Origin of the sequence: Variovorax sp. PAMC28562 (assembly GCF_014303735.1) — a bacterium.
Classification (GTDB): Bacteria; Pseudomonadota; Gammaproteobacteria; order Burkholderiales; family Burkholderiaceae_C; genus Variovorax.
Map to the genome: position 1 here is coordinate 3,952,554 of NZ_CP060296.1, position 18,709 is coordinate 3,971,262.

Annotated in this window: 19 protein-coding genes; 13 read left to right on the forward strand and 6 right to left on the reverse strand. The window is 63.0% G+C overall.

Annotated features, from left to right (window positions below; all coding sequences use genetic code 11):
- Position 1 precedes the first annotated feature (1 nt).
- From lpxK to adk, 4 genes are all read left to right on the forward strand, one after another.
- The gene (lpxK, locus tag H7F36_RS18565) at positions 2-994 is read left to right on the forward strand and encodes a tetraacyldisaccharide 4'-kinase (RefSeq protein WP_187052177.1); all 993 of its coding nucleotides are present in this window, start codon (positions 2-4) and stop codon (positions 992-994) included.
- On the forward strand, positions 975-1,157 hold the full coding sequence (locus H7F36_RS18570; RefSeq protein ID WP_187052178.1) for a Trm112 family protein: 183 nt from the start codon (positions 975-977) through the stop codon (positions 1,155-1,157). Before lpxK ends, H7F36_RS18570 begins: the two co-directional genes overlap by 20 nt.
- Before the next feature lie 80 nt (positions 1,158-1,237).
- Positions 1,238-2,038 (forward strand): 3-deoxy-manno-octulosonate cytidylyltransferase, encoded by an 801-nt coding sequence (kdsB, locus tag H7F36_RS18575; protein WP_187055078.1) that lies wholly within the window; start codon positions 1,238-1,240, stop codon positions 2,036-2,038.
- 148 nt (positions 2,039-2,186) lie between these two features.
- Entirely contained in the window at positions 2,187-2,843 is a 657-nt protein-coding gene (gene adk / locus H7F36_RS18580; RefSeq protein WP_187052179.1) for an adenylate kinase, read from the forward strand.
- Between the two features lie 77 nt (positions 2,844-2,920).
- On the opposite strand, the gene H7F36_RS18585 is transcribed toward adk, so the two are convergent.
- A complete protein-coding gene (locus H7F36_RS18585) occupies positions 2,921-3,940 on the reverse strand; it encodes an asparaginase (RefSeq protein ID WP_187052180.1) in 1,020 nt (339 codons plus the stop codon).
- A 72-nt stretch (positions 3,941-4,012) separates the two neighbouring features.
- Between H7F36_RS18585 and lexA the strand changes: the two genes are divergently transcribed.
- The 4 genes from lexA (at position 4,013) to H7F36_RS18605 (ending at position 7,456) form a co-directional block, all read left to right on the forward strand.
- Positions 4,013-4,687 carry a transcriptional repressor LexA gene (lexA, locus tag H7F36_RS18590; protein ID WP_187055079.1) on the forward strand — a complete coding sequence of 225 codons (675 nt, stop codon included), beginning with the start codon at positions 4,013-4,015 and terminating at the stop codon, positions 4,685-4,687.
- A 140-nt stretch (positions 4,688-4,827) separates the two neighbouring features.
- Complete coding sequence (locus tag H7F36_RS18595; protein WP_187052181.1) at positions 4,828-5,193, forward strand: hypothetical protein; 366 nt, start codon at positions 4,828-4,830, stop codon at positions 5,191-5,193.
- An 83-nt stretch (positions 5,194-5,276) separates the two neighbouring features.
- Positions 5,277-6,284 (forward strand): D-2-hydroxyacid dehydrogenase family protein, encoded by a 1,008-nt coding sequence (locus H7F36_RS18600; protein ID WP_187052182.1) that lies wholly within the window; start codon positions 5,277-5,279, stop codon positions 6,282-6,284.
- Positions 6,281-7,456, forward strand: a complete 1,176-nt coding sequence (locus H7F36_RS18605) for an MFS transporter (RefSeq protein ID WP_261802381.1) — start codon at positions 6,281-6,283, stop codon at positions 7,454-7,456. Before H7F36_RS18600 ends, H7F36_RS18605 begins: the two co-directional genes overlap by 4 nt.
- 24 nt (positions 7,457-7,480) lie before the next feature.
- On the opposite strand, the gene H7F36_RS18610 is transcribed toward H7F36_RS18605, so the two are convergent.
- Entirely contained in the window at positions 7,481-9,706 is a 2,226-nt protein-coding gene (locus H7F36_RS18610) for a hypothetical protein (RefSeq protein WP_187052183.1), read from the reverse strand.
- A 145-nt stretch (positions 9,707-9,851) separates the two neighbouring features.
- On the opposite strand from H7F36_RS18610, the gene H7F36_RS18615 reads away from it, so the two are divergent.
- Genes H7F36_RS18615 through H7F36_RS18635 form a run of 5 tightly spaced genes read left to right on the forward strand, consistent with a single transcriptional unit; the run spans position 9,852 to position 15,356 of the window.
- Positions 9,852-11,372, forward strand: a complete 1,521-nt coding sequence (locus tag H7F36_RS18615; RefSeq protein WP_187055081.1) for a 3-hydroxyacyl-CoA dehydrogenase — start codon at positions 9,852-9,854, stop codon at positions 11,370-11,372.
- Between the two features lie 11 nt (positions 11,373-11,383).
- Positions 11,384-12,163 (forward strand): oxepin-CoA hydrolase, alternative type, encoded by a 780-nt coding sequence (locus H7F36_RS18620; protein ID WP_187052184.1) that lies wholly within the window; start codon positions 11,384-11,386, stop codon positions 12,161-12,163.
- A gap of 59 nt (positions 12,164-12,222) precedes the next feature.
- Complete coding sequence (locus H7F36_RS18625) at positions 12,223-12,942, forward strand: Crp/Fnr family transcriptional regulator (protein ID WP_187052185.1); 720 nt, start codon at positions 12,223-12,225, stop codon at positions 12,940-12,942.
- Between the two features lie 7 nt (positions 12,943-12,949).
- Positions 12,950-14,056 carry a phosphotransferase gene (locus tag H7F36_RS18630; protein WP_187052186.1) on the forward strand — a complete coding sequence of 369 codons (1,107 nt, stop codon included), beginning with the start codon at positions 12,950-12,952 and terminating at the stop codon, positions 14,054-14,056.
- Positions 14,057-14,084: 28 nt separating this feature from the next.
- Positions 14,085-15,356, forward strand: coding sequence for an acyl-CoA dehydrogenase family protein (locus tag H7F36_RS18635; RefSeq protein ID WP_187052187.1), 1,272 nt, complete (start codon positions 14,085-14,087; stop codon positions 15,354-15,356).
- A 56-nt stretch (positions 15,357-15,412) separates the two neighbouring features.
- Here H7F36_RS18635 and H7F36_RS18640 read toward each other — a convergent pair whose 3' ends face one another.
- From H7F36_RS18640 to folP, 4 genes are read right to left on the reverse strand one after another with little or no spacing between them, the layout of a single operon-like run.
- A complete protein-coding gene (locus H7F36_RS18640) occupies positions 15,413-15,892 on the reverse strand; it encodes a GNAT family N-acetyltransferase (RefSeq protein WP_187052188.1) in 480 nt (159 codons plus the stop codon).
- Positions 15,889-16,431 carry an MOSC domain-containing protein gene (locus tag H7F36_RS18645; protein WP_222620492.1) on the reverse strand — a complete coding sequence of 181 codons (543 nt, stop codon included), beginning with the start codon at positions 16,429-16,431 and terminating at the stop codon, positions 15,889-15,891. The genes H7F36_RS18640 and H7F36_RS18645 overlap by 4 nt, the downstream gene beginning before the upstream one ends.
- An 8-nt stretch (positions 16,432-16,439) precedes the next feature.
- Positions 16,440-17,777: a phosphoglucosamine mutase gene (gene glmM / locus H7F36_RS18650; protein WP_187052189.1), complete on the reverse strand. Its 1,338-nt coding sequence runs from the start codon at positions 17,775-17,777 to the stop codon at positions 16,440-16,442.
- Positions 17,774-18,667 carry a dihydropteroate synthase gene (gene folP / locus H7F36_RS18655; RefSeq protein ID WP_261802382.1) on the reverse strand — a complete coding sequence of 298 codons (894 nt, stop codon included), beginning with the start codon at positions 18,665-18,667 and terminating at the stop codon, positions 17,774-17,776. Before folP ends, glmM begins: the two co-directional genes overlap by 4 nt.
- Positions 18,668-18,709 lie beyond the last annotated feature (42 nt).

Consider the following 18,709-nt stretch of genomic DNA (forward strand, 5'->3'; position numbering starts at 1 on the left):
CTTGCAGACTGGCCTGCAGCTGCAGCGCGAGTGGCTGCGACGCGGCGCATTGGTGCGGCTGCTGCTCCCGCTGGCCGCGCTTTACGGTTTACTCACCGGCTTTCGGTGCCTGCTCTTTCGCTTCGGGATTTTGAAGACCACGCGCGTTGGCGTTCCGGTGATCGTTGTCGGTAACGTGATCGCCGGCGGCTCGGGCAAAACGCCTGTTGTGATGGCAATCGTCAGACATCTGCAAAGCCAGGGCTTGTGCGTCGGCGTGGTGTCGCGCGGCTACGGTCGGACTACGACCGATTGCCTCGAAGTCTCGAACGACTCCGATCCTGCCGAAGTGGGCGACGAACCCGCGTTAATACGGCGTTCGACCGGCGCGCCAGTGGTCGTGGCAACACGACGCGTCGTAGCGGCACAGACGCTGCTGGCGCGCCATCCCGACATACAGGTGATCGTCAGCGACGATGGCCTGCAGCATTTGGCGCTCGCACGCGACATCGAAATCTGCGTGTTCGACGATCGCGGTGTGGGCAACGGCTGGCTGCTGCCCGCAGGCCCACTGCGGGAAACGTGGCCGCGGCGATGCGACCTGGTGCTGCATACGGGAACGCGTCCTGCATTTGCCGGCTTCACGGCCACCCGCGAATTGGGAGGCGACGTAGTGCAGGGCAACGAAATGCGCACGCCGCTCGCCGACCTCGCCGGTCCGGAGGTCGATGCCGTAGCGGCCATCGCCCGCCCCGACGCGTTCTTCGACATGCTGGCAGCCCGTGGCGTGCGGATCGCGCGGCGGATCGCGCTGCCCGACCATCACGACTTCAATGGCTGGGTCTGGCCGCAGCCGCGTGCAACCCGGCTCCTTTGCACGGAAAAAGACGCATTGAAACTTTGGCGCTCAACGCCGGAAGCGGTTGCCGTGCCGCTGGTCTTCACGCCTGAACCCGGCTTCTTCGCAGCGCTCGATGCAAAGCTATCATCGGTCGATGGATACCAAGCTGCTTGAATTGCTCGTTTGCCCCGTGACCAAGGGCCCGCTGACATGGAACGCCGACAAGCAGGAGCTTTCGTCGCGCAGCGCGCGTCTGGCCTACCCTGTGCGCGACGGGATTCCCGTGCTGCTCGAAGACGAAGCCAGAACCTTGTCGGATGAAGAGCTTGGGCTTTGATTCATCCGGCCGATCAGTCGCCTCTTGAGCCTGTTATTGCGCCTGTTATTGCGCCGGTGATTGAGCCCGTTGCTGAGCCGGTGCCCGCGCCAACGCCCAACGCCGCTTTCATAGTCTTGATCCCGGCGCGCCTTGGCTCCAGCCGCCTGCCAGACAAACCCCTGGCCGACATCGCCGGTTTGCCGATGGTCGTGCGGGTCGCGCAGCAAGCGCGATCGTCGCGCGCCGATCGCGTGGTGGTCGCAGCCGATCATCCGAGCATCGTGGCCGCCTGCAAAGCCCACGGCATCCACGCGCTGCTGACGCGCGCCGACCACCCCAGCGGAAGCGACCGGCTGGCCGAGGCCTGCATTCAACTCGGGCTCGCAGACGACGCGATCGTGGTCAACGTGCAAGGTGACGAACCGCTAATCGATCCATCGTTGATCGATGCGGTGGCAGAAACGCTCGCCGCCAACCCTGATGCGCCGATGAGCACTGCGGTGCACGCGATTGATGACCCTGCAGATTTCGTGAATCCCAACGTCGTGAAGGCGGTGCTCGACGCCAAGGGGTTCGCGATGTACTTCAGCCGCGCGCCGATTCCTTGGTGGCGAGACGGCGCCGGCCAGGGCGGCCAAAAAAGCCAGGTCACCACCCCTGCGTTGCCGACGCCACCGCCTCTGCGGCACATCGGCATCTATGGCTACCGGGCCGGTTTCGTGAAACGCTTTCCAAGCCTGCCTCCAGCGCCGATCGAGGCCATCGAGGCACTCGAACAACTGCGCGTTCTGTGGCACGGGTACCGGATCGCCGTTCATGTCTCGCAGCACGCGCCGGGTCCCGGCGTCGACACGCCTGAAGACCTGCAGCGCGTACGCGCGATCTTCGAAAAAGCCTGATCGCGACCGCGACCGCAAGCGGGATTTGCCGGCATTTCAGCACGAAGTCGCATGCTATCCTCGATGCGACTCCGCCCGGCATTGCCCGTAGATCGACGCTTCGGCAGGCTTGGCGCGACACAAATTCCAAGAACCTTCCGAGGACACCATGAGACTGATTTTGTTGGGCGCCCCCGGGGCAGGCAAAGGCACGCAAGCCGCCTTCCTCTGCCAGAAGTACGCCATTCCGCAAATCTCGACCGGCGACATGCTGCGGGCTGCCGTCAAGGCAGGCACGCCGCTCGGTTTGCAGGCCAAGGCGGTCATGGCTTCGGGTGCGTTGGTGAGCGACGACCTCATCATCAATCTGGTGAAGGAACGGCTGGCATTGCCCGACTGCGCCAACGGTTTTTTGTTCGACGGCTTCCCGCGGACGATTCCGCAAGCAGATTCGATGCGTGCAGCGGGCGTCAAGCTCGACTACGTCCTTGAAATCGACGTGCCTTTCTCGGACATCATCGATCGCATGAGCGGCCGCCGCTCGCACCCGGCCTCAGGCCGCACCTACCACGTCAAGTTCAACCCGCCGAAGCGCGTTGGGCACGACGACGTCACGGGTGACGAACTTATCCAGCGCGACGACGACAAGGAAGAAACCGTCCGCAAGCGGCTCGACGTCTACAGCGAGCAAACGCGACCGCTGGTGGACTATTACGCGACTTGGGCCAAATCTGATCCGACGGCAGCGCCAAAATACCGCGCCATCAGTGGCGTGGGCACGGTTGACGAAATCACGCAACGCGCGCTGACGGCTTTGAGCAGCTGAGGTGGCCTTCGGGGCGAACGAAGAAGTCGCTGCGGCGGCTTTTTTTGCGCCTTCGATGGCTTGAAGCCCAGGCCACCTCAGGCCGAGACAGGCGGCGAAGCCAACATCAACTCAAGCATCAACGCGATGCGTGCTTTGACCGGGGACAAGCCGCCGGCGTCGGGCCACGTGTCGTCACCGCGCGGCAGGATGCGGCCGTTGACGCAGCGTGTTGCACGGCGAATTTCGATGCCGGCCGCGTGCGCTCGAGCCGCGGCCGCTTCGATCGCGTGGTGAAGCGTACCGTTGCCCGTCGCAGCGAGGATGAGGCCGCGGACCGGACCGGCCGTCTCCTCCGCGCCATACGCCATCAGCGCATCGATGACTGCACCGGTCGCACCCGCGTGGCTCATGATGATCTCCACGCGCGGCCATTCGACGTCCGCGCTGATCACTTTGAGTTCGATTGCTGCGTCGAGGCCGGCAGCGCTGACATTGGCGGCAGGGGCGGCAGGCCAGTCACGGACGCGGCGCACCGCCCCTTCTTCCACATAGCCAAGCGGCCCGGCATCCCCGGACGCGAAGGCATCGAGCCGGTAGGTATGAACCTTCTGGACATCGATGGCGCTGTGAATGGTGCCTGCACACACCACGGTCACGCCGTGGGCGCCCGCGGTCGCTGCTACGGCAATCGCATCGCGCACGTTTTGCGGACCATCGGGTGCGAGTGCGGAGGCCGGGCGCATGGCGCAAGTCAGCACTACGGGCTTCTCCGCAGGCAACACAGAGTGCAAGAAAAACGCTGTCTCTTCAAGCGTGTCGGTGCCGTGCGTGATGACGATGCCGATCACATCGGGCACGTTCGACCAATGCATGCATCGTTCCGCCAGCTGGCGCCACAGATCGAAGCTCATGTCCTTGCTGTCGAGCTGCGCGACCTGTTCGGCAACTAGCGTCACGCCAGATGGCGCTCCAATCCCAGCGAGCAGATCTGCGACGCCCACCTCGCCCGCGGTGTAGCCGACGTTGTCTCCAGCCGATGCCGCACGGCCGGCGATCGTGCCCCCGGTGCCCAGCACCACAAGGCGACGCACTTCCGATTGCTCTGACTTCATCATCGCTTGCAAACTTTGAAAAACTGTTTAAAAATACAGCTACTGGATATTCAACCAGTGCCGCAAGGAGTTCCCATGCAATTCGCAGTGAAGCTTACCGCCCGCCAGCAACAAATTCTGGACCTTATCCAGAGCGCCATCGCGAGCACTGGTGCGCCGCCCACCCGTGCAGAAATAGCCACCGAACTCGGCTTTAAATCGGCCAATGCGGCAGAAGAACATTTACAGGCCTTGGCACGCAAGGGCGTCATCGACCTCATCAGTGGCACGTCGCGCGGCATCCGGCTTCGGGGCGATGCGCTCCGTTCGCTCAACGAGTCGCGCAACAACCAGTTTTCGCTTTCACTGCCGGGCATGGCTCAACTGGCGCTGCCGCTGATTGGTCGCGTAGCGGCCGGTTCGCCCATCCTCGCGCAAGAGCATGTCGATCGAACCTACTACGTCGAAAACACGCTGTTCCAGCGGCAGCCCGACTATTTGCTCAAGGTCCGCGGCATGTCTATGCGCGACGCCGGGATCATGGATGGCGACCTGCTGGCTGTGCAGTCCACCAAGGAGGCGCGCAACGGGCAGATCGTGGTGGCGCGACTGGGTGATGAAGTGACCGTCAAGCGTTTGCGCCGAAACAAACAAGTCATCGAGCTGCACGCCGAGAATCCGGACTATCCGTCCATCATCGTGCAGCCTGGCGAACCTTTCGAAATCGAAGGTCTCGCCGTTGGCCTCATCCGCAACACGATGCTGATGTGAGGTAGCACCTTTCTTGCGCGCACTCAGCGCGCAAAAACCGGCTGCGACAGGTGGCGGGCGTATGGCGAAGAGCCATCACCCTGGCACAGCCGTTCAAGCAATCCTGCCTGTGTTCAACCTCTGACCTATTTGGAGATCGCATGGGACTCGCTTCGCTTACTTTTTCAGACCTCTTCGCCGACCTATGGATGCCGATGCAATTGTTGGCCGATCGCTGGTTGCCCAACAGAGGGCTCGCCGCATCGCCGCGCAGAAACGCGACCGGCTTGCGCTATGTCGCGGTCAGACCGCCATGTGGTTTGCGGTTATCGGAGCCGGGTTGCGCAAGCGCCGTTTCGCCGTCGCGTCCGCTGCGCGTGGTGCGTGTCGTTGACCCGCAGGAGCCCGGTCGTCGCACGGGCCGCGTGGTGATTTCGGGTCGCATAGCGGACGTGTGCGCCGAACTCGATCGATTGGCCGCACTCGAGGCTGCCGAGACACTCGACGGTCGCCATCGATTTCACTGACGAACATTTCGTTGCCGCCTTCCGTGGCGACAACGACGTCGACTGCCTGTTAAGGCCAATGACGCGAGGCACAATGGCACGCCATGAACATTGTGATCCTCGACGACTACCAGGACGCGGTGCGCAAGCTGCGCTGCGCCGCCAAACTCGACGCCTATGCAGCCAAGGTTTATACAAACACCGTCAAAGGTATCGGACAACTTTCGGTGCGCTTGAAAGACGCCGATGTGATCGTGCTCATTCGCGAGCGGACGCAGATATCGCGGCAGTTGGTCGAGAAGCTTCCCAAGCTCAAACTGATTTCGCAAACCGGCCGCGTCGGCAGTCACATTGACGTCACCGCGTGCAGTGAGCAAGGTATTGCGGTGGCAGAAGGTTCCGGCTCGCCACAGGCCCCAGCCGAGCTGACGTGGGCGCTCATCATGTCGGCGATGCGCCGTCTGCCACAGTACATCAGCAATCTGAAGCACGGCGCGTGGCAGCAGTCAGGCCTTAAATCGGCGTCGATGCCGGCCAATTTCGGCCTCGGCTCGGTGTTGAAGGGCAAGACGCTCGGCATCTGGGGCTACGGCCGTATCGGTCAACTGGTCGCGCGCTACGGCCAGGCATTCGGTATGCAGGTGGTGATTTGGGGCCGTGAGGCCAGCTGCGCCAAGGCGCGCTCCGATGGCTTTCAGGTCGCGCCGAGCCGGGAGGCCTTCTTCATGGCCGCAGACGTGCTGTCGGTCCACCTTCGGCTCAACGAAGAGACGCGCGGCGCCGTCAAGCTGGAGGACTTGTCTCGCATGAAGCCGACCGCCCTCTTCGTCAACACCTCGCGCGCTGAACTGGTCGAGCCCGACGCCTTGCTGGCTGCGCTCAATCGCGGTCGTCCCGGGCTTGCCGCTATCGACGTTTTCGAGAGCGAGCCACCGCTGCAAGGACATGCTCTGCTGCGACTCGAGAACTGCATCTGCACGCCGCACATCGGATATGTCGAGCAAGACAGCTACGAGCTCTATTTCGGTCAGGCTTTCGACAACGTTGTGAGCTTTATCAAGGGCAATCCGACCAACATCGTCAATCCGGGCGCGCTACAGGTTCGACGTTGACATCGGCGGTGCGCCCGCCGCTTCCAGGCGCACTGTGGGCTCTGCTTGCCGGTAACTTCGTCATCGGCACCGGGGTCATGGTGGTGCCCGGCACGCTCAACGAGATCAGCGCGTCGCTGGCGGTTAGCGCAGCGACGGCCGGGCAGCTCATCACGGTGGCGGCCATCGTGATGTGCCTCGGCGCACCGTTGCTGGCAGCCGTGTTCGCCGGGTGGGACCGCCGCGTGCTCCTCGCCTGCACCATGCTCTGGTATGCGGCTGGCCATGCCGTCGGCGCGCTGACGAGCGACCTCGGTGGTTTGTTGCTGGTGCGCACACTGACGGTGATCGCGCCTGCGATTTTCACTGCGCAGTCGGCTGCCTGCGCTGGGCTGCTCGTGCAGCCCGAACAGCGCGGCAGGGCCGTCACCTTCGTTTTTCTCGGCTGGTCGATGGCGTCCGTGCTGGGCCTTCCCATCGGCGCGCTCATTGGAGGTCACTTTGGTTGGCGCAGCGCCTTCATGGTCATCTCGGCACTCTCGGTCGCAAGCGCGATCGGCATCTGGTTCACTCTGCCGGCCCACATTCGTCCGGCTGCCTTGTCACGCGCAGCCTGGGGGCGCGTCTTGAAGAGTCCGATCCTCATGGGCGTGGTGTCGGTCACCGCATTGCAGGGCGTCGGGCAATTCGTGTTGTCGAGCTACTTCGCCCCGATCTTGAAGCAGATGCTGAACGCGGACTCGACATCGCTCAGCCTGATGTGGGCATGGTTCGGCGCGTGCGGTCTCATCGGCAACGTGTTGGTCAGCCGGAACATCGATCGGATGGGCGCGGGGCGCATGGTCATGCTCACCACAGCCATGATCGCTGTGAGCATGCTGCTCTGGCCGCTCGGGATGACCATGGCATCGATGGCCCTGGTTCTGGTGCCTTGGGGTCTGGGCTGCTTTGCTGCCAACTCAGCGCAGCAAGCGCGCTTGGTAGGCTTGGCACCGACACTCGCGTCCGGTTCTGTCGCCCTCAACAGCTCCGGCATCTACATCGGTCAGGCAGTGGGTGCTGGCGCTGGCGGCTGGATGCTTGCACATGACGCGATTGGTGCCATGCATTGGGTGGGCCTCGCGACGGTGCTGGCCGCGATGCTACTGAGCTTTTTGGTCGATCGCGCTCAGAGGGCTGTCGTCACGGCGTAAAACGCCGACGCCTCGAGCCTGACCTCAGCGTTTCGTGTCTGGGGACTTCTTCGGCGCGATTTCGGCTTCGGTTACCGGATCGAAAAGATCAAAGTCGATGATGTGCGGATCTTTCTCGCGCTCCGCCGTGGGAGCGAGTGCCTCGATGGGTGCCGGCATCGTTTCGTAGGCCGTCTTGTCGAACTCGGCCAGGTCCAGATCGACACCCGGTCGATGCGGAGCGCGTGGACGCGCCGCTGGCGGAACGGCAGCAGGGGGCAAAGTGGTGGGCGCCTGAACATACGCCGTGTTGTGCTGCAACCCGTCGTCGATGTCGCCATAGATCGAATCCGGCAACGTCGGCGCACCCTCGATAGCATCGGGTGGCGGCCCCGATTCGAGAGTCTCGAGTGGCATCTCGCGGGTTGGAATTTCGCGATCGATCGGTGCCGGCATCGTCGGCTCGAGCTCGTGGCCGAAGGTATCGACGAACGACAGCGGAGTGACGGGCGCTGGCGGCGCGCTGTCAGGGTCGATAACTTCCTTTGCCACCGAATACAGCAACAGAAGCTCTTGATAGGCGGCCAGGTCGAATGCTTCGTCGCCGTGCGTTCCGGGTTTGCGGAACACGAGCTCTTCGATCAATGCCAGCGTACCAGGTGCCGGCCACTGCGACTCGATGCGTGCCAGCGTGCTGCGATAGTGTTCGAGGCCGCGTCCCGCTTCCGAGAATTTGTCGAATTCCGGCACGTCGGCATTGAAAGCGCGCTCAAACTCGTGGCGCAGGCGCGCGTAGTCATCGCGCCGTCCGAGCGAGTGGAAGATGCGCAGCAAATCGAGGTACGCCAATGCGCTGGTGCCCGGGTTGTCGGCGATGTGTTCGCTCAATACGGCGATGGCTTGGTCGTGCTGCCCTAATGACAAAAAGAAGTCCGACTGCTGCTGCACGTCGAACAACTCCTCGGTGTTGACTGGGCGGACTGGCGCACCATCAGGCGTGCGAACCACTGTGTTTTCCAGCGAGCCGTAGCCGCTGAGATAGGCGGGCTCGATGTCGTCGAGCGGCGCGGGGCGTGACACCGCGGCAACCTGACGCGTCGGAAATGCGCGTGGCTCTGGCAACCGACCAGCGCTGCGAGGCATGCCGCCTGCACCCGGTTCGTCGGGTGCGCGTCCGCCAGCGGCCGGCGCTTCGCCCCACCATGCAGGCGCTGCGGCTCGTTTGGCTAGGCGCCACAGCAACAACATGCCGATCAGTGCCAGCAGCAACAAAGCGATCAACGCGTAGACAAGCGGGTTGCGGTAGCGGCTGTCGCGGGCAGCCGCAAGCTCCTGGCGCATTTCGAGCAGCGTGCGCTGGTTTTGAGCGGTCTGCTCGCGCAAGGCAGCCAACGTCGCTTCGAGCGTTTGCATGCGCTGAGCATCGCGTTGGGCATCTTCGGAAGGCGTACCAACGGCCTTCCAAAGCGCGGCAGCTTCGGCACGCTTGGCAGTATCTTCAACGGGCGCTGCCATCAGTTCGGGAGAAGCCTTCAGGCCCGGGTCGCGTGCCGCTGTCGGCTCCATCGCGTCGAGTTGCAGGCGCGGGCCAACGCTCGCGGCAGGTCTTGCATCAGCAGCAGCAGCGGTTGCGGCTGCTGCAGGCGTGCGAGGCGCGACGGGTGATGCCGCGGGGGGTGCAACAGGTGCGGCAGCGACCACGACGCGACGTGAAGGCGCCGGCGGTTTGGCCGGTGCGGGCCGACGCGGTGCTGCAGCCACGGCGTCAGGATCGCGAGGACGGACGACGCGTGGCGCGGCACTGCGGCGCGCTGTTGCTGCACCGGATGTCGCCCCGTTGAACGATCCATTCGAGTCGCCGCCGAATCTGCTGTCCGAGGAGGAGAACGCTGGACTTCCGGTCGAGCCATCGCTCGACGAGCGCCCGCCGGGTGAAGTCGTTACGCCAGGCACCGCGATATCCGCAGGCACATCGGCAAGCAGCACGTAGCGGCGCGTGGAGCGGGTGGCGCACCCTGCGCTCACTGCAACCGTCACGACCGGCTCGTCGACGATCACCGTCGATCTGACATGCATACGAGGCGTAGCGGCGCTGCTGCCCGGTTCGAGGGATACAGTTACGCGTTTGTCGTCTATCCGCGTGTCGCCTTGCAGAACCTCTGCTCCCAGGCACAGCGAATCCCCGCCATCGCCCTCTTCGAGGGTGAGCGGAATGACGAGATCTACGGGCTTGCCGATCCAGGTCGACCCTTGCGGACGACCGATCGTCAAAGCGAATGATGGGAGCGCAACCCCGATAGAGATCAGAGCGGCTGCGATGCGTCGGAGTTGCAAAATGAGCCCAAAAGCAATCGAAAGTAGACACATTCTGACACGTGCGTCAGAGTCGAAAATTCCCTATGGAGACAATTATCAAATGAGCGTGAATTTTTCCAAGATCGGCGTGGTCGGCGCCGGCGCGATGGGCCGGGGCATTGCACAAATCGCGGCGCAAGCCGGAAGCCAAGTGCTCGTGCTGGACAGTTTCGATGGCGCAGCAGCGCGCGCGAAGGAGGCGCTTGTCGCCCAATGGCAAAAATTGCACGAAAAAGGGAAACTCGACGAAGCCACACGCGATGCCCTCATCGCAAGGGTTCATCCTGTGTCGTCGATGCAACAACTTGCCGATTGCGACCTGGTGATTGAAGCCATCGTCGAAGACCTGGGCCTCAAGCGAGCGCTCTTCAAGGATCTCGAAGCGGTGGTGGCACCTGGCGCAACGCTGGCGACCAACACCTCGTCGTTGTCGGTGACGGCTATCGCTGCGGTGATGGCACACCCGCAGCGCATGGCGGGCTTCCACTTTTTCAATCCGGTGCCACTGATGAAGGTGGTCGAAGTCATTGCAGGCTTCAAGACCGACCCCGCAATTTGCGATCGCCTGGCCGGTTATGCCGTGCAGATGGGCCACAGCGCGGTGCGGGCGAACGACACGCCGGGCTTTATCGTCAACCATGCCGGCCGCGGTTTCGGCACCGAGGCCCTGCGCATCGCCGGGGAAGGCGTCACCGATTTCGCGACCATCGACCGGATCCTGAAAGACCAGGCTGGATTTCGTCTCGGGCCGTTCGAACTGATGGATTTGACCGCGCTCGACGTCTCGCATCCGGTCATGGAATCGATCTACCGCCAGTACTACGAGGAGCCGCGCTTTCGCCCGAGCGTGATCACTGCGCAGCGTCTTGCGGCCGGCGCGCTCGGCCGCAAGACCGGCGAGGGCTTCTATCGCTATGTCGATGGCGTCATGCAGCAAGCAGCGGAACCGCCCGTACCGGTGATCGATGCGACGCCGGCCGTCTGGGTGTCGCCCCGCGCCGCACGCCGCGCCGACCTGCTCAAGCTCATTCATGCGCTCGGCGCCCAACTCGAAAGCGGTGCGACGCCTTCCTCAGCAGCGCTCATCGTGGTCGCGCCGCTGGGCTTCGACGTGACCACCGTCGCAGCGGTGGAACGCCTCGACGCCACCCGCACCATCGGCATCGACCTGATGATCGAAGACGCTGCCACCAAGCGTCGCGTGATTGCGACCAACCCCGCCACGCGGCGCGACATGCGCGACACGGCGCACGCGCTCTTCTCACGCGATAGCAAGCCGGTGAGCGTGATCCGCGACAGCGGCGGCTTCGTGACGCAACGCGTGATCGGCACCATCGTCAACATCGCTGCAGACATGTGCCAGCAGCGCGTCTGCTCGCCAACCGATCTTGAGACAGCGGTGAAGCTCGGTCTGGGCTATCCGCAAGGTCCCCTGGCCATGGGCAATCTGTACGGCCCGACGAACATGCTCGAAGTGCTGTTCAACCTGCAGACGGTCTACGGCGATCCGCGTTATCGACCGAGCCCGTGGCTGCGTCGCCGCGGCGCACTCGGCCTAAGCCTGCTCCATGAAGAAGAGTGAGAACTGACCCGATGACCGCTGAACTCAAGAGCACGAGCGAAGGCCGCACCATGGTGCTGACGCTCTCGAATCCGTCGCAACGCAACGCGCTCGGTCCGGAGATCTATGCCGCAGGTATCGAAGCACTCAACGGCGCCGAAAGCAGCGATGAAATCCGCAGCGTCGTGATCGTCGGCGAGGGCGCATGGTTCTGCGCCGGCGGCTCGCTGCAGCGCCTGTCTGCCAACCGCGATCGAGAACCTTCGGTGCAGGCGGAAAGCATAGAAGGCTTGCACAACTGGATCGACTCGATCCGCACGTTTCCCAAGCCGGTGATCGCCGCGGTGGAAGGCGCGGCCGCCGGAGCCGGGTTCTCGCTGGCGCTGGCATGCGACTTCGTCGTCGCTGCACGCGACGCGGTGTTCGCAGCGTCGTACAGCAACATCGGCTTGTCTCCCGACGGCGGCTTGAGCTGGCATCTTGCCCAACTGTTGCCTCGGCAATTGGCGAGCGAATGGTTGATGGGTGGCCAACGCATCGCAGCCGAACGCCTCCACGAACTCGGCCTGGTGAACGAACTCGCTGGAAGCGGCCAGGCGTTGGCTGCGGCCCTGGCGCTAGCAGAACGTTTGAACTCGCGGGCGCCAAATGCGTTGGCCAGCATCAAGGAGCTGCTCAGCGATGGACGCGGAGCGACTTTGTCGTCACAGCTTTCTGCCGAGCGCGATCAGTTCGTGCGCAACCTGCATCATCCGAACGCCGGCATCGGCATCGCCGCCTTCCTTGCCAAAGAGACGCCGCAGTACCCTTGATCGGGTCCGGTCACTCCCGTGACAACCCTCAGCCTTTCAGTCGCCGACAGGACAGACCAATGGACGACCCCATTCTTACCATCGAAGAACGTGAAGCGATCAACAACGGTCGCTGGTTCTCCTCCCTTTCCCCCTCTCTACGCCACGACATCCTCCGATGCGCTTTCGTCAAACGCTACAAAGACGGCGAACTGCTTGCTGCACGCGGGGATCCGCCAGAGCAGTGGATCGCCTGCGCCAAGGGCGCGGTGCGCGTCAGCTCGACAGCGGTGTCTGGCAAGCAAGTCACGCTGACCTACGTCGAGCCGGGCATCTGGTTCGGCGACGTGGCGATGTTCGACGGGGACCGGCGCACGCACGATGCGTACGCGCATGGCGACACCACGACGCTCAATGTTGCGCGCGCCGACTTCCAGAAGATCCTCGCGGCGCACGTCGAGCTGTACGAAGCCTTGATGCGGCTGCAGGCGCGGCGCATTCGCCAGCTGTTCGGCCTGGTGGAAGACCTGAACACCCTGCCCTTGCGTGCGCGGCTGGCCAAGCAGCTCATTCACCTCGTGCGCAGCTATGGGGTCGCAAGCTTGTCGGACGGCAACCAGATGCGCATCGGTCTTCACCTCGCACAGGAAGAGCTCGCGCAATTGCTCGGTGCATCGCGTCAGCGCGTCAATCAGGAGCTGAAGGCGATGGAGCGCGAGGACGTCATCCGGATCGAGCCCGGTGGCCTCGTGGTGCTCGACCGTCCCGCGCTAATGCGCATTTCCGAAGCCGACGTTTGAGTGCGCCATGACCCAGGACTTCAGTAACTTCATCGGCACCCGCGCGGTGTCCTCACAACATGCCCTCGACATCGATGCACTTTCTGCATGGCTCGAGAAGAACCTCGACGGCTTCAAAGGCCCACTGACCATCGAGATGTTCAAGGGCGGGCAGTCCAACCCGACGTACAAACTATTGACGCCGTCCCAGAGCTACGTGATGCGCGCCAAGCCGGGCCCGGTCGCCAAGTTGCTGCCTTCGGCGCACGCGGTCGAACGCGAATACAAAGTCATGAGCGGTTTGCAAGGCACCGATGTGCCGGTGCCACGCATGTACTGCCTGTGCGAAGACGAAGGCGTGATCGGTCGCGCTTTCTATGTCATGGAGTTCATGGCCGGACGCGTGCTGTGGGATCAATCTTTGCCCGGTATGAGCAACGCCGATCGCAGCGCAATCTACGACGAGATGAACCGCGTGATCTCCGCTTTGCACACCGTCAACTTCGCCGAGCGTGGGCTGGCTGGCTACGGCAAGCCAGGCAATTACTTCGAGCGTCAGATCGGCCGCTGGAGCAAGCAGTACGTGGCTTCCGCTGATGGCAAGGGCGAGATGTCGCAACCTATCGATGCCATGGCGCGCCTGATGGATTGGCTCCCGACGCATATCCCCGCAAGCGCGCGCGACGAAAAGATGATCTCGATCGTGCATGGCGACTACCGGCTCGACAACCTCATGTTCGACGCCAAGGAGCCCCGCGCCATTGCCGTGCTCGATTGGGAGCTTTCGACGCTGGGCCATCCTCTTGCCGACTTCAGCTACCACTGCATGTCCTGGCATATTTCGCCGGGCTCGTTCCGCGGTATCGGCGGGCTGGACCATAAGAGCATGGGCATTCCGACCGAGGAAGAGTACATCGCGAGTTATTGCAAGCGCACGCGGTTCACTACACCCGAGGCGCTCGCAGAGGACTGGAACTTCTACCAGGCCTACAACCTGTTCCGCATGGCGGCCATTCTGCAAGGCATCGCCAAGCGGGTCGAGGCCGGCACCGCGTCGAGCGAGCAGGCCGTAGCGTCTGCCCGCGGCGCCCGCCCCATGGCCGAGATGGCCTGGGACTTCGCACAGCGCGCCTGACCACCCTATTTACCCAAGGAGACAAAAGATGGACTTCGAGTATTCCTCCAAAACCAAGGAACTGCAAAAGCGCGTCAGCGCGTTCATGCAGGAACACATCTACCCTGCCGAGTCCGAGTACACCGCCGAACTGGCCGCTAACACCGCAGCCGGCAAGCGATGGACGGCTCTCAAAACGGTGGAAAAGGTGAAGGAAAAAGCCAAGGCCCAAGGCCTTTGGAACCTGTTCCTGCCAGTCGACAGCGCGTCGGCTTCTGGCTATGACGGCGCGGGCCTGACCAATCAGGAATACGCACCGCTGGCCGAAATAATGGGCGCGGTGCCATGGGCGAGCGAAGCTTTCAATTGCTCGGCACCCGACACCGGCAACATGGAAACCATTGCGCGCTACGGCTCGACAGATATCAAGGCACGCTGGCTCAAGCCACTGCTCGAAGGTCAGATCCGTTCGGCCTTTGCAATGACCGAACCCGACGTCGCGTCAAGCGATGCCACGAACATCGCAACCCGCATCGAGCGCGATGGCAATGACTACGTCATCAACGGCCGCAAGTGGTGGATTTCCGGCGCGGCCGATCCGCGCTGCGCCGTGTTCATCACCATGGGCAAAACCGATCCCGAAGCCGCGAAGCATTCGCAGCAGAGCATGGTGATCGTGCCGGCCGACGCCAAGGGCATCAAGATCGTTCGACCGCTCAACGTGATGGGTTACGACGATGCGCCACACGGCCACGTCGAGATGACGTTCGAGAACGTGCGTGTTCCGATCGACAATATTCTGCTCGGTGAAGGCCGAGGCTTCGAGATCGCCCAGGGTCGCCTTGGCCCCGGACGCATTCACCACTGCATGCGGCTGATCGGCCTGGCGGAACGCGCGCTCGAGCTGATGTGCAAGCGCGCTTCTTCGCGTGTGGCTTTTGGCAAGACCGTTGCGTCGCAAACCGTCACGCAGGAACGCATCGCCGAAGCGCGTTGCAAGATCGACATGGCCCGGCTGCTCACGCTGAAGGCCGCCTGGCTGATGGACACGGCAGGCAACAAGGTCGCCCGCAACGAGATCGCGATGATCAAGGTCGTGGCACCGACGATGGCGTGCCAAGTCATCGACTGGGCCATGCAGGTTCATGGCGGCGGCGGCATGAGCGACGACTTTCCTCTCGCCTACGCCTATGCTGGCGCGCGTACGCTGCGCTTTGCGGACGGTCCGGACGAAGTGCACCGCAATGCAATCGCGAAGTGGGAGTTGGGCAAGTACGCGGTGGAAAAGCGCGACATCGAAGCGCCGGTCACGCGCTTCTAACCTTGAGTTCTGAATCGATACCGCTTTAATTTTCGGTACGACGAGCGGCCACTTTTTTACAGCTTCTTTTGTAGAAAAAGTGCCGTACCGAAGGACGGATCGAGCTGAAACGCAGCAAAGCCCTCACGCTCGTACGCGCGCAGGGCTGGCCGGTTGCCCGATAGCACCTCGAGCGTGAGTTTGCAGGCGCCACGCGTGCGCGCCTCGGCCTCTACGCAAGCGAACATGCGATGCACGAGGTGGTGTCCGCGATGGCTCTCCAACACGACGACGTCGTGAACGTTGACCAATGGTTTGCATGCAAAGGTTGAGAAACCTTCGATGCAGTTGACCAGCCCGATCGGTTCACCGTCGGCAAAAGCCAGCACATTGAACATCTGCGGCCGCTCGGCCAAGGCTGCAGGAAGGTCCTGCTTGATGTCTTCGGCTAATCCAACGCTACCTCCCGCAGGATCGCGTGCGTAGCTGTCCAACAGGCTGACGACTGCGGCGATCTGCGCCGGAATGCGGTAGTCCGCAATGAAAACTTCGATCACACCGGCTCCATTCGTTTCAGTTTGCCTGCGGGCAGCTCGATGCCGATCGGATCGCCTGCGCGCACTTCGCCGCCCGCCACGACGATCGACATCACACCCGCCTTGCGGACCAGACGACCGTCGGCATCCTTGCCCAACGTCGCAGTCATGAGCCCCGGCTGAAATCGATTAAGTTGACTGCATGGATTGCGCAGCCCGGTGACTTGAACCACCGCGCTGCGCCCGATCGCCAGGCGTGCGCCGGTCGGCAGTGCCAGCAGATCGATCCCGCGCGTCGTGATGTTCTCTCCGAGGTCGCCCGGAAACACCGCGAATCCCGCTTCGATCAACTCATCGAACAACTCGGCGTGCAGCAGATGAACCTGCCGCAAGTTGACCGCATGTGGATCTCTGGCAACGCGCGAGCGATGCTTGACGGTCAGGCCGGCATGCGCATCTCCGGCCACTCCGATTCCCGCTATGAGCGTGATCGACGGCTCTGTAAATTTGGAGAAGCTGTGCCCGTCACTTGCGTGCACGGCATTCACCAACGGCACGATCTGCGTGCTCAATCGGCCGTTTCCAGTGTGGCGGCAATGCGCCGCGCAAAGCCCTCGGCGTCTTGCGCGTTGCGCGCCTCGACCATCACGCGCACGACGGGCTCGGTACCACTGGCGCGAATCAGTACACGACCGGCGTCGCCCAACTTCGCTTCAGCGCGTTCGCTTTCTTTCGCGAGCGCCGCATTGGTCTGCCAGTCCTGCCCGGGAGCGACCCGCACGTTGATCAGCGTCTGCGGAAAGAGCGTCACACCCTCCAGCAACTGTGCGACCGTCTTTCCGCTACGCACGCAGGCTTGCAGCACCTGCAGCGCGCTGACGATGCCGTCGCCTGTCGTATGCCGATCGAGGGCGAGCAAATGGCCCGAGCCTTCCCCACCCAGCAACCAGCCGCGCTTTTCGAGTTCTTCCAGCACATAGCGATCGCCGACCTTGGCGCGCACGAATTCGACGCCAAGTTTGCGCAGGGCGACTTCGACGGCTTTGTTGGTCATGAGCGTGCCGACTACCCCCACTGGTTTCTCGCCCCGTCCGATGCGTTCCGCCACCATCAGATACAGCAGTTCGTCGCCGTTGAAAAGACGACCGGTCGAGTCGACGAGTTGCAGTCGGTCGGCGTCACCGTCGAGCGCAATACCGTAATCGGCGCCACGGTCCTTCACCGCCTGGATCAGCGCTTGCGGGTGCGTCGCACCGACGTCCTTGTTGATGTTGAGCCCATCGGGCGCGCAGCCGATGCTGGTGACATCGGCGCCCAACTCATGGAAGACCTGAGGTGCGACTTGATATGCAGCGCCGTGGGCGCCATCGACCACGAGCTTCATGTTGCGCAGCGTCAGGTCATAGGCGAAAGTGCTCTTGCAAAACTCGGTGTACCGCCCCGCCGCATCGCCGAGACGCCGGGCCTTGCCAAGTTGCGCCGAGTCGGCCCACACGGGCGCTTCTTCGAGCGCGGCCTCGACCGCCAGCTCCCACTCATCGTCCAGCTTTGTGCCCTGTGCGCTGAAAAACTTGATGCCGTTGTCGGGAAAAGCATTGTGGCTGGCGCTAATCACCACGCCCAGGCTGGCGCGCTGGGCGCGTGTCAGGTAAGCCACGCCAGGCGTTGGCAACGGCCCTAAAAGCACCACATCGACGCCTGCCGAATTGAAACCCGACTCGAGTGCCGACTCGAGCATGTAACCCGAGATTCGCGTGTCTTTGCCGATAAGCACTCGCGGACGCGATTCGGTTTTCTTAAGCACGCGGCCGACGGCGTGCGCAAGACGCAAGACGAAATCCGGCGTGATCGGCGGCTGGCCGACCGTACCGCGAATGCCATCGGTTCCGAAGTATTTTCTGGTCATGTCGACTGCTCCTGTACTGGTTGTTTTTCTGCTTTCATCGCGCGCCAGACGGCGAGTGCCGCGACGGTTTCGCGCACATCGTGCACGCGCAGGACCGAAGCGCCACGCTCGGCCGCCAGTACCGCCGCAGCGACGCTCGGCACCATGCGCGCCACTGCCGATTCGATGCCCGCTACTGCGCCGAGCGAAGATTTGCGCGACCAACCAACGAGCAGCGGACGACCCACCGCAATCAACTCGCGCTGACGCGCAAGCAATGAAAAATTCTGCGCAACGGTCTTGCCGAAACCGATGCCTGGATCCAGCACGATACGCTCCGCTGCGACCCCCAGCGCCCGAAGCGCCGCTGTCTGCTGCGCCCAAAACGACAGTACCGGCGCGACAACGTCGCCCTCCATCGGCAATGCCTGCATCGTCTGCGGATCGCGGTGCATGTGCATCAGGCAAACACCGCACGACGGATGCGCAGCGATCACTTCCAGCGCACCAGGCTGTCGCAGAGCCCACACGTCGTTGACGATGTCGACGCCCAGATCGAGCGCGGCGCGCATCACTTCGGGCTTGTACGTATCGATCGACACCGGTAGTCCTAACTTCAGCGCCTCGCGCAGCACAGGAAGCACGCGATTAAGCTCTTCTTGCAGCCCAATCGCGGGACTGCCGGGCCGTGTCGACTCGCCGCCAATGTCGAGAATGTCCACGCCCTCTTCGATCAAGTGCTCGCAGTGCCGCAACGCCGCTTCGGTCGAAGCGTGTTGTCCGCCATCGGAAAACGAATCGGGAGTCACGTTGACGATGCCCATCACGCGCGGCTGCCTGAGGTCGACCTTGAAGCGCGTGGTCTGCCAATACGGCCTCGACGACAACGGCTGTTCAGCGAGCGCCGTCATTGGGTCGCCACCCAATGCTTCGCCCCATAAAAAACGGGGCCA

Excerpts from the sequence above, each read along its gene's own strand:
- H7F36_RS18630 (WP_187052186.1), top strand. The coding sequence starts at position 12,950 with ATGACCCAGGACTTCAGTAACTTCATCGGCACCCGCGCGGTGTCCTCA.
- H7F36_RS18570 (WP_187052178.1), top strand. The coding sequence starts at position 975 with ATGGATACCAAGCTGCTTGAATTGCTCGTTTGCCCCGTGACCAAGGGC.
- adk (WP_187052179.1), top strand. The coding sequence starts at position 2,187 with ATGAGACTGATTTTGTTGGGCGCCCCCGGGGCAGGCAAAGGCACGCAA.
- H7F36_RS18600 (WP_187052182.1), top strand. The coding sequence starts at position 5,277 with ATGAACATTGTGATCCTCGACGACTACCAGGACGCGGTGCGCAAGCTG.
- H7F36_RS18625 (WP_187052185.1), top strand. The coding sequence starts at position 12,223 with ATGGACGACCCCATTCTTACCATCGAAGAACGTGAAGCGATCAACAAC.
- H7F36_RS18635 (WP_187052187.1), top strand. The coding sequence starts at position 14,085 with ATGGACTTCGAGTATTCCTCCAAAACCAAGGAACTGCAAAAGCGCGTC.
- H7F36_RS18595 (WP_187052181.1), top strand. The coding sequence starts at position 4,828 with ATGGGACTCGCTTCGCTTACTTTTTCAGACCTCTTCGCCGACCTATGG.
- H7F36_RS18620 (WP_187052184.1), top strand. The coding sequence starts at position 11,384 with ATGACCGCTGAACTCAAGAGCACGAGCGAAGGCCGCACCATGGTGCTG.
- H7F36_RS18585 (WP_187052180.1), bottom strand. The coding sequence starts at position 3,940 with ATGATGAAGTCAGAGCAATCGGAAGTGCGTCGCCTTGTGGTGCTGGGC.
- folP (WP_261802382.1), bottom strand. The coding sequence starts at position 18,667 with ATGACGGCGCTCGCTGAACAGCCGTTGTCGTCGAGGCCGTATTGGCAG.
- glmM (WP_187052189.1), bottom strand. The coding sequence starts at position 17,777 with ATGACCAGAAAATACTTCGGAACCGATGGCATTCGCGGTACGGTCGGC.
- H7F36_RS18615 (WP_187055081.1), top strand. The coding sequence starts at position 9,852 with ATGAGCGTGAATTTTTCCAAGATCGGCGTGGTCGGCGCCGGCGCGATG.
- lexA (WP_187055079.1), top strand. The coding sequence starts at position 4,013 with ATGCAATTCGCAGTGAAGCTTACCGCCCGCCAGCAACAAATTCTGGAC.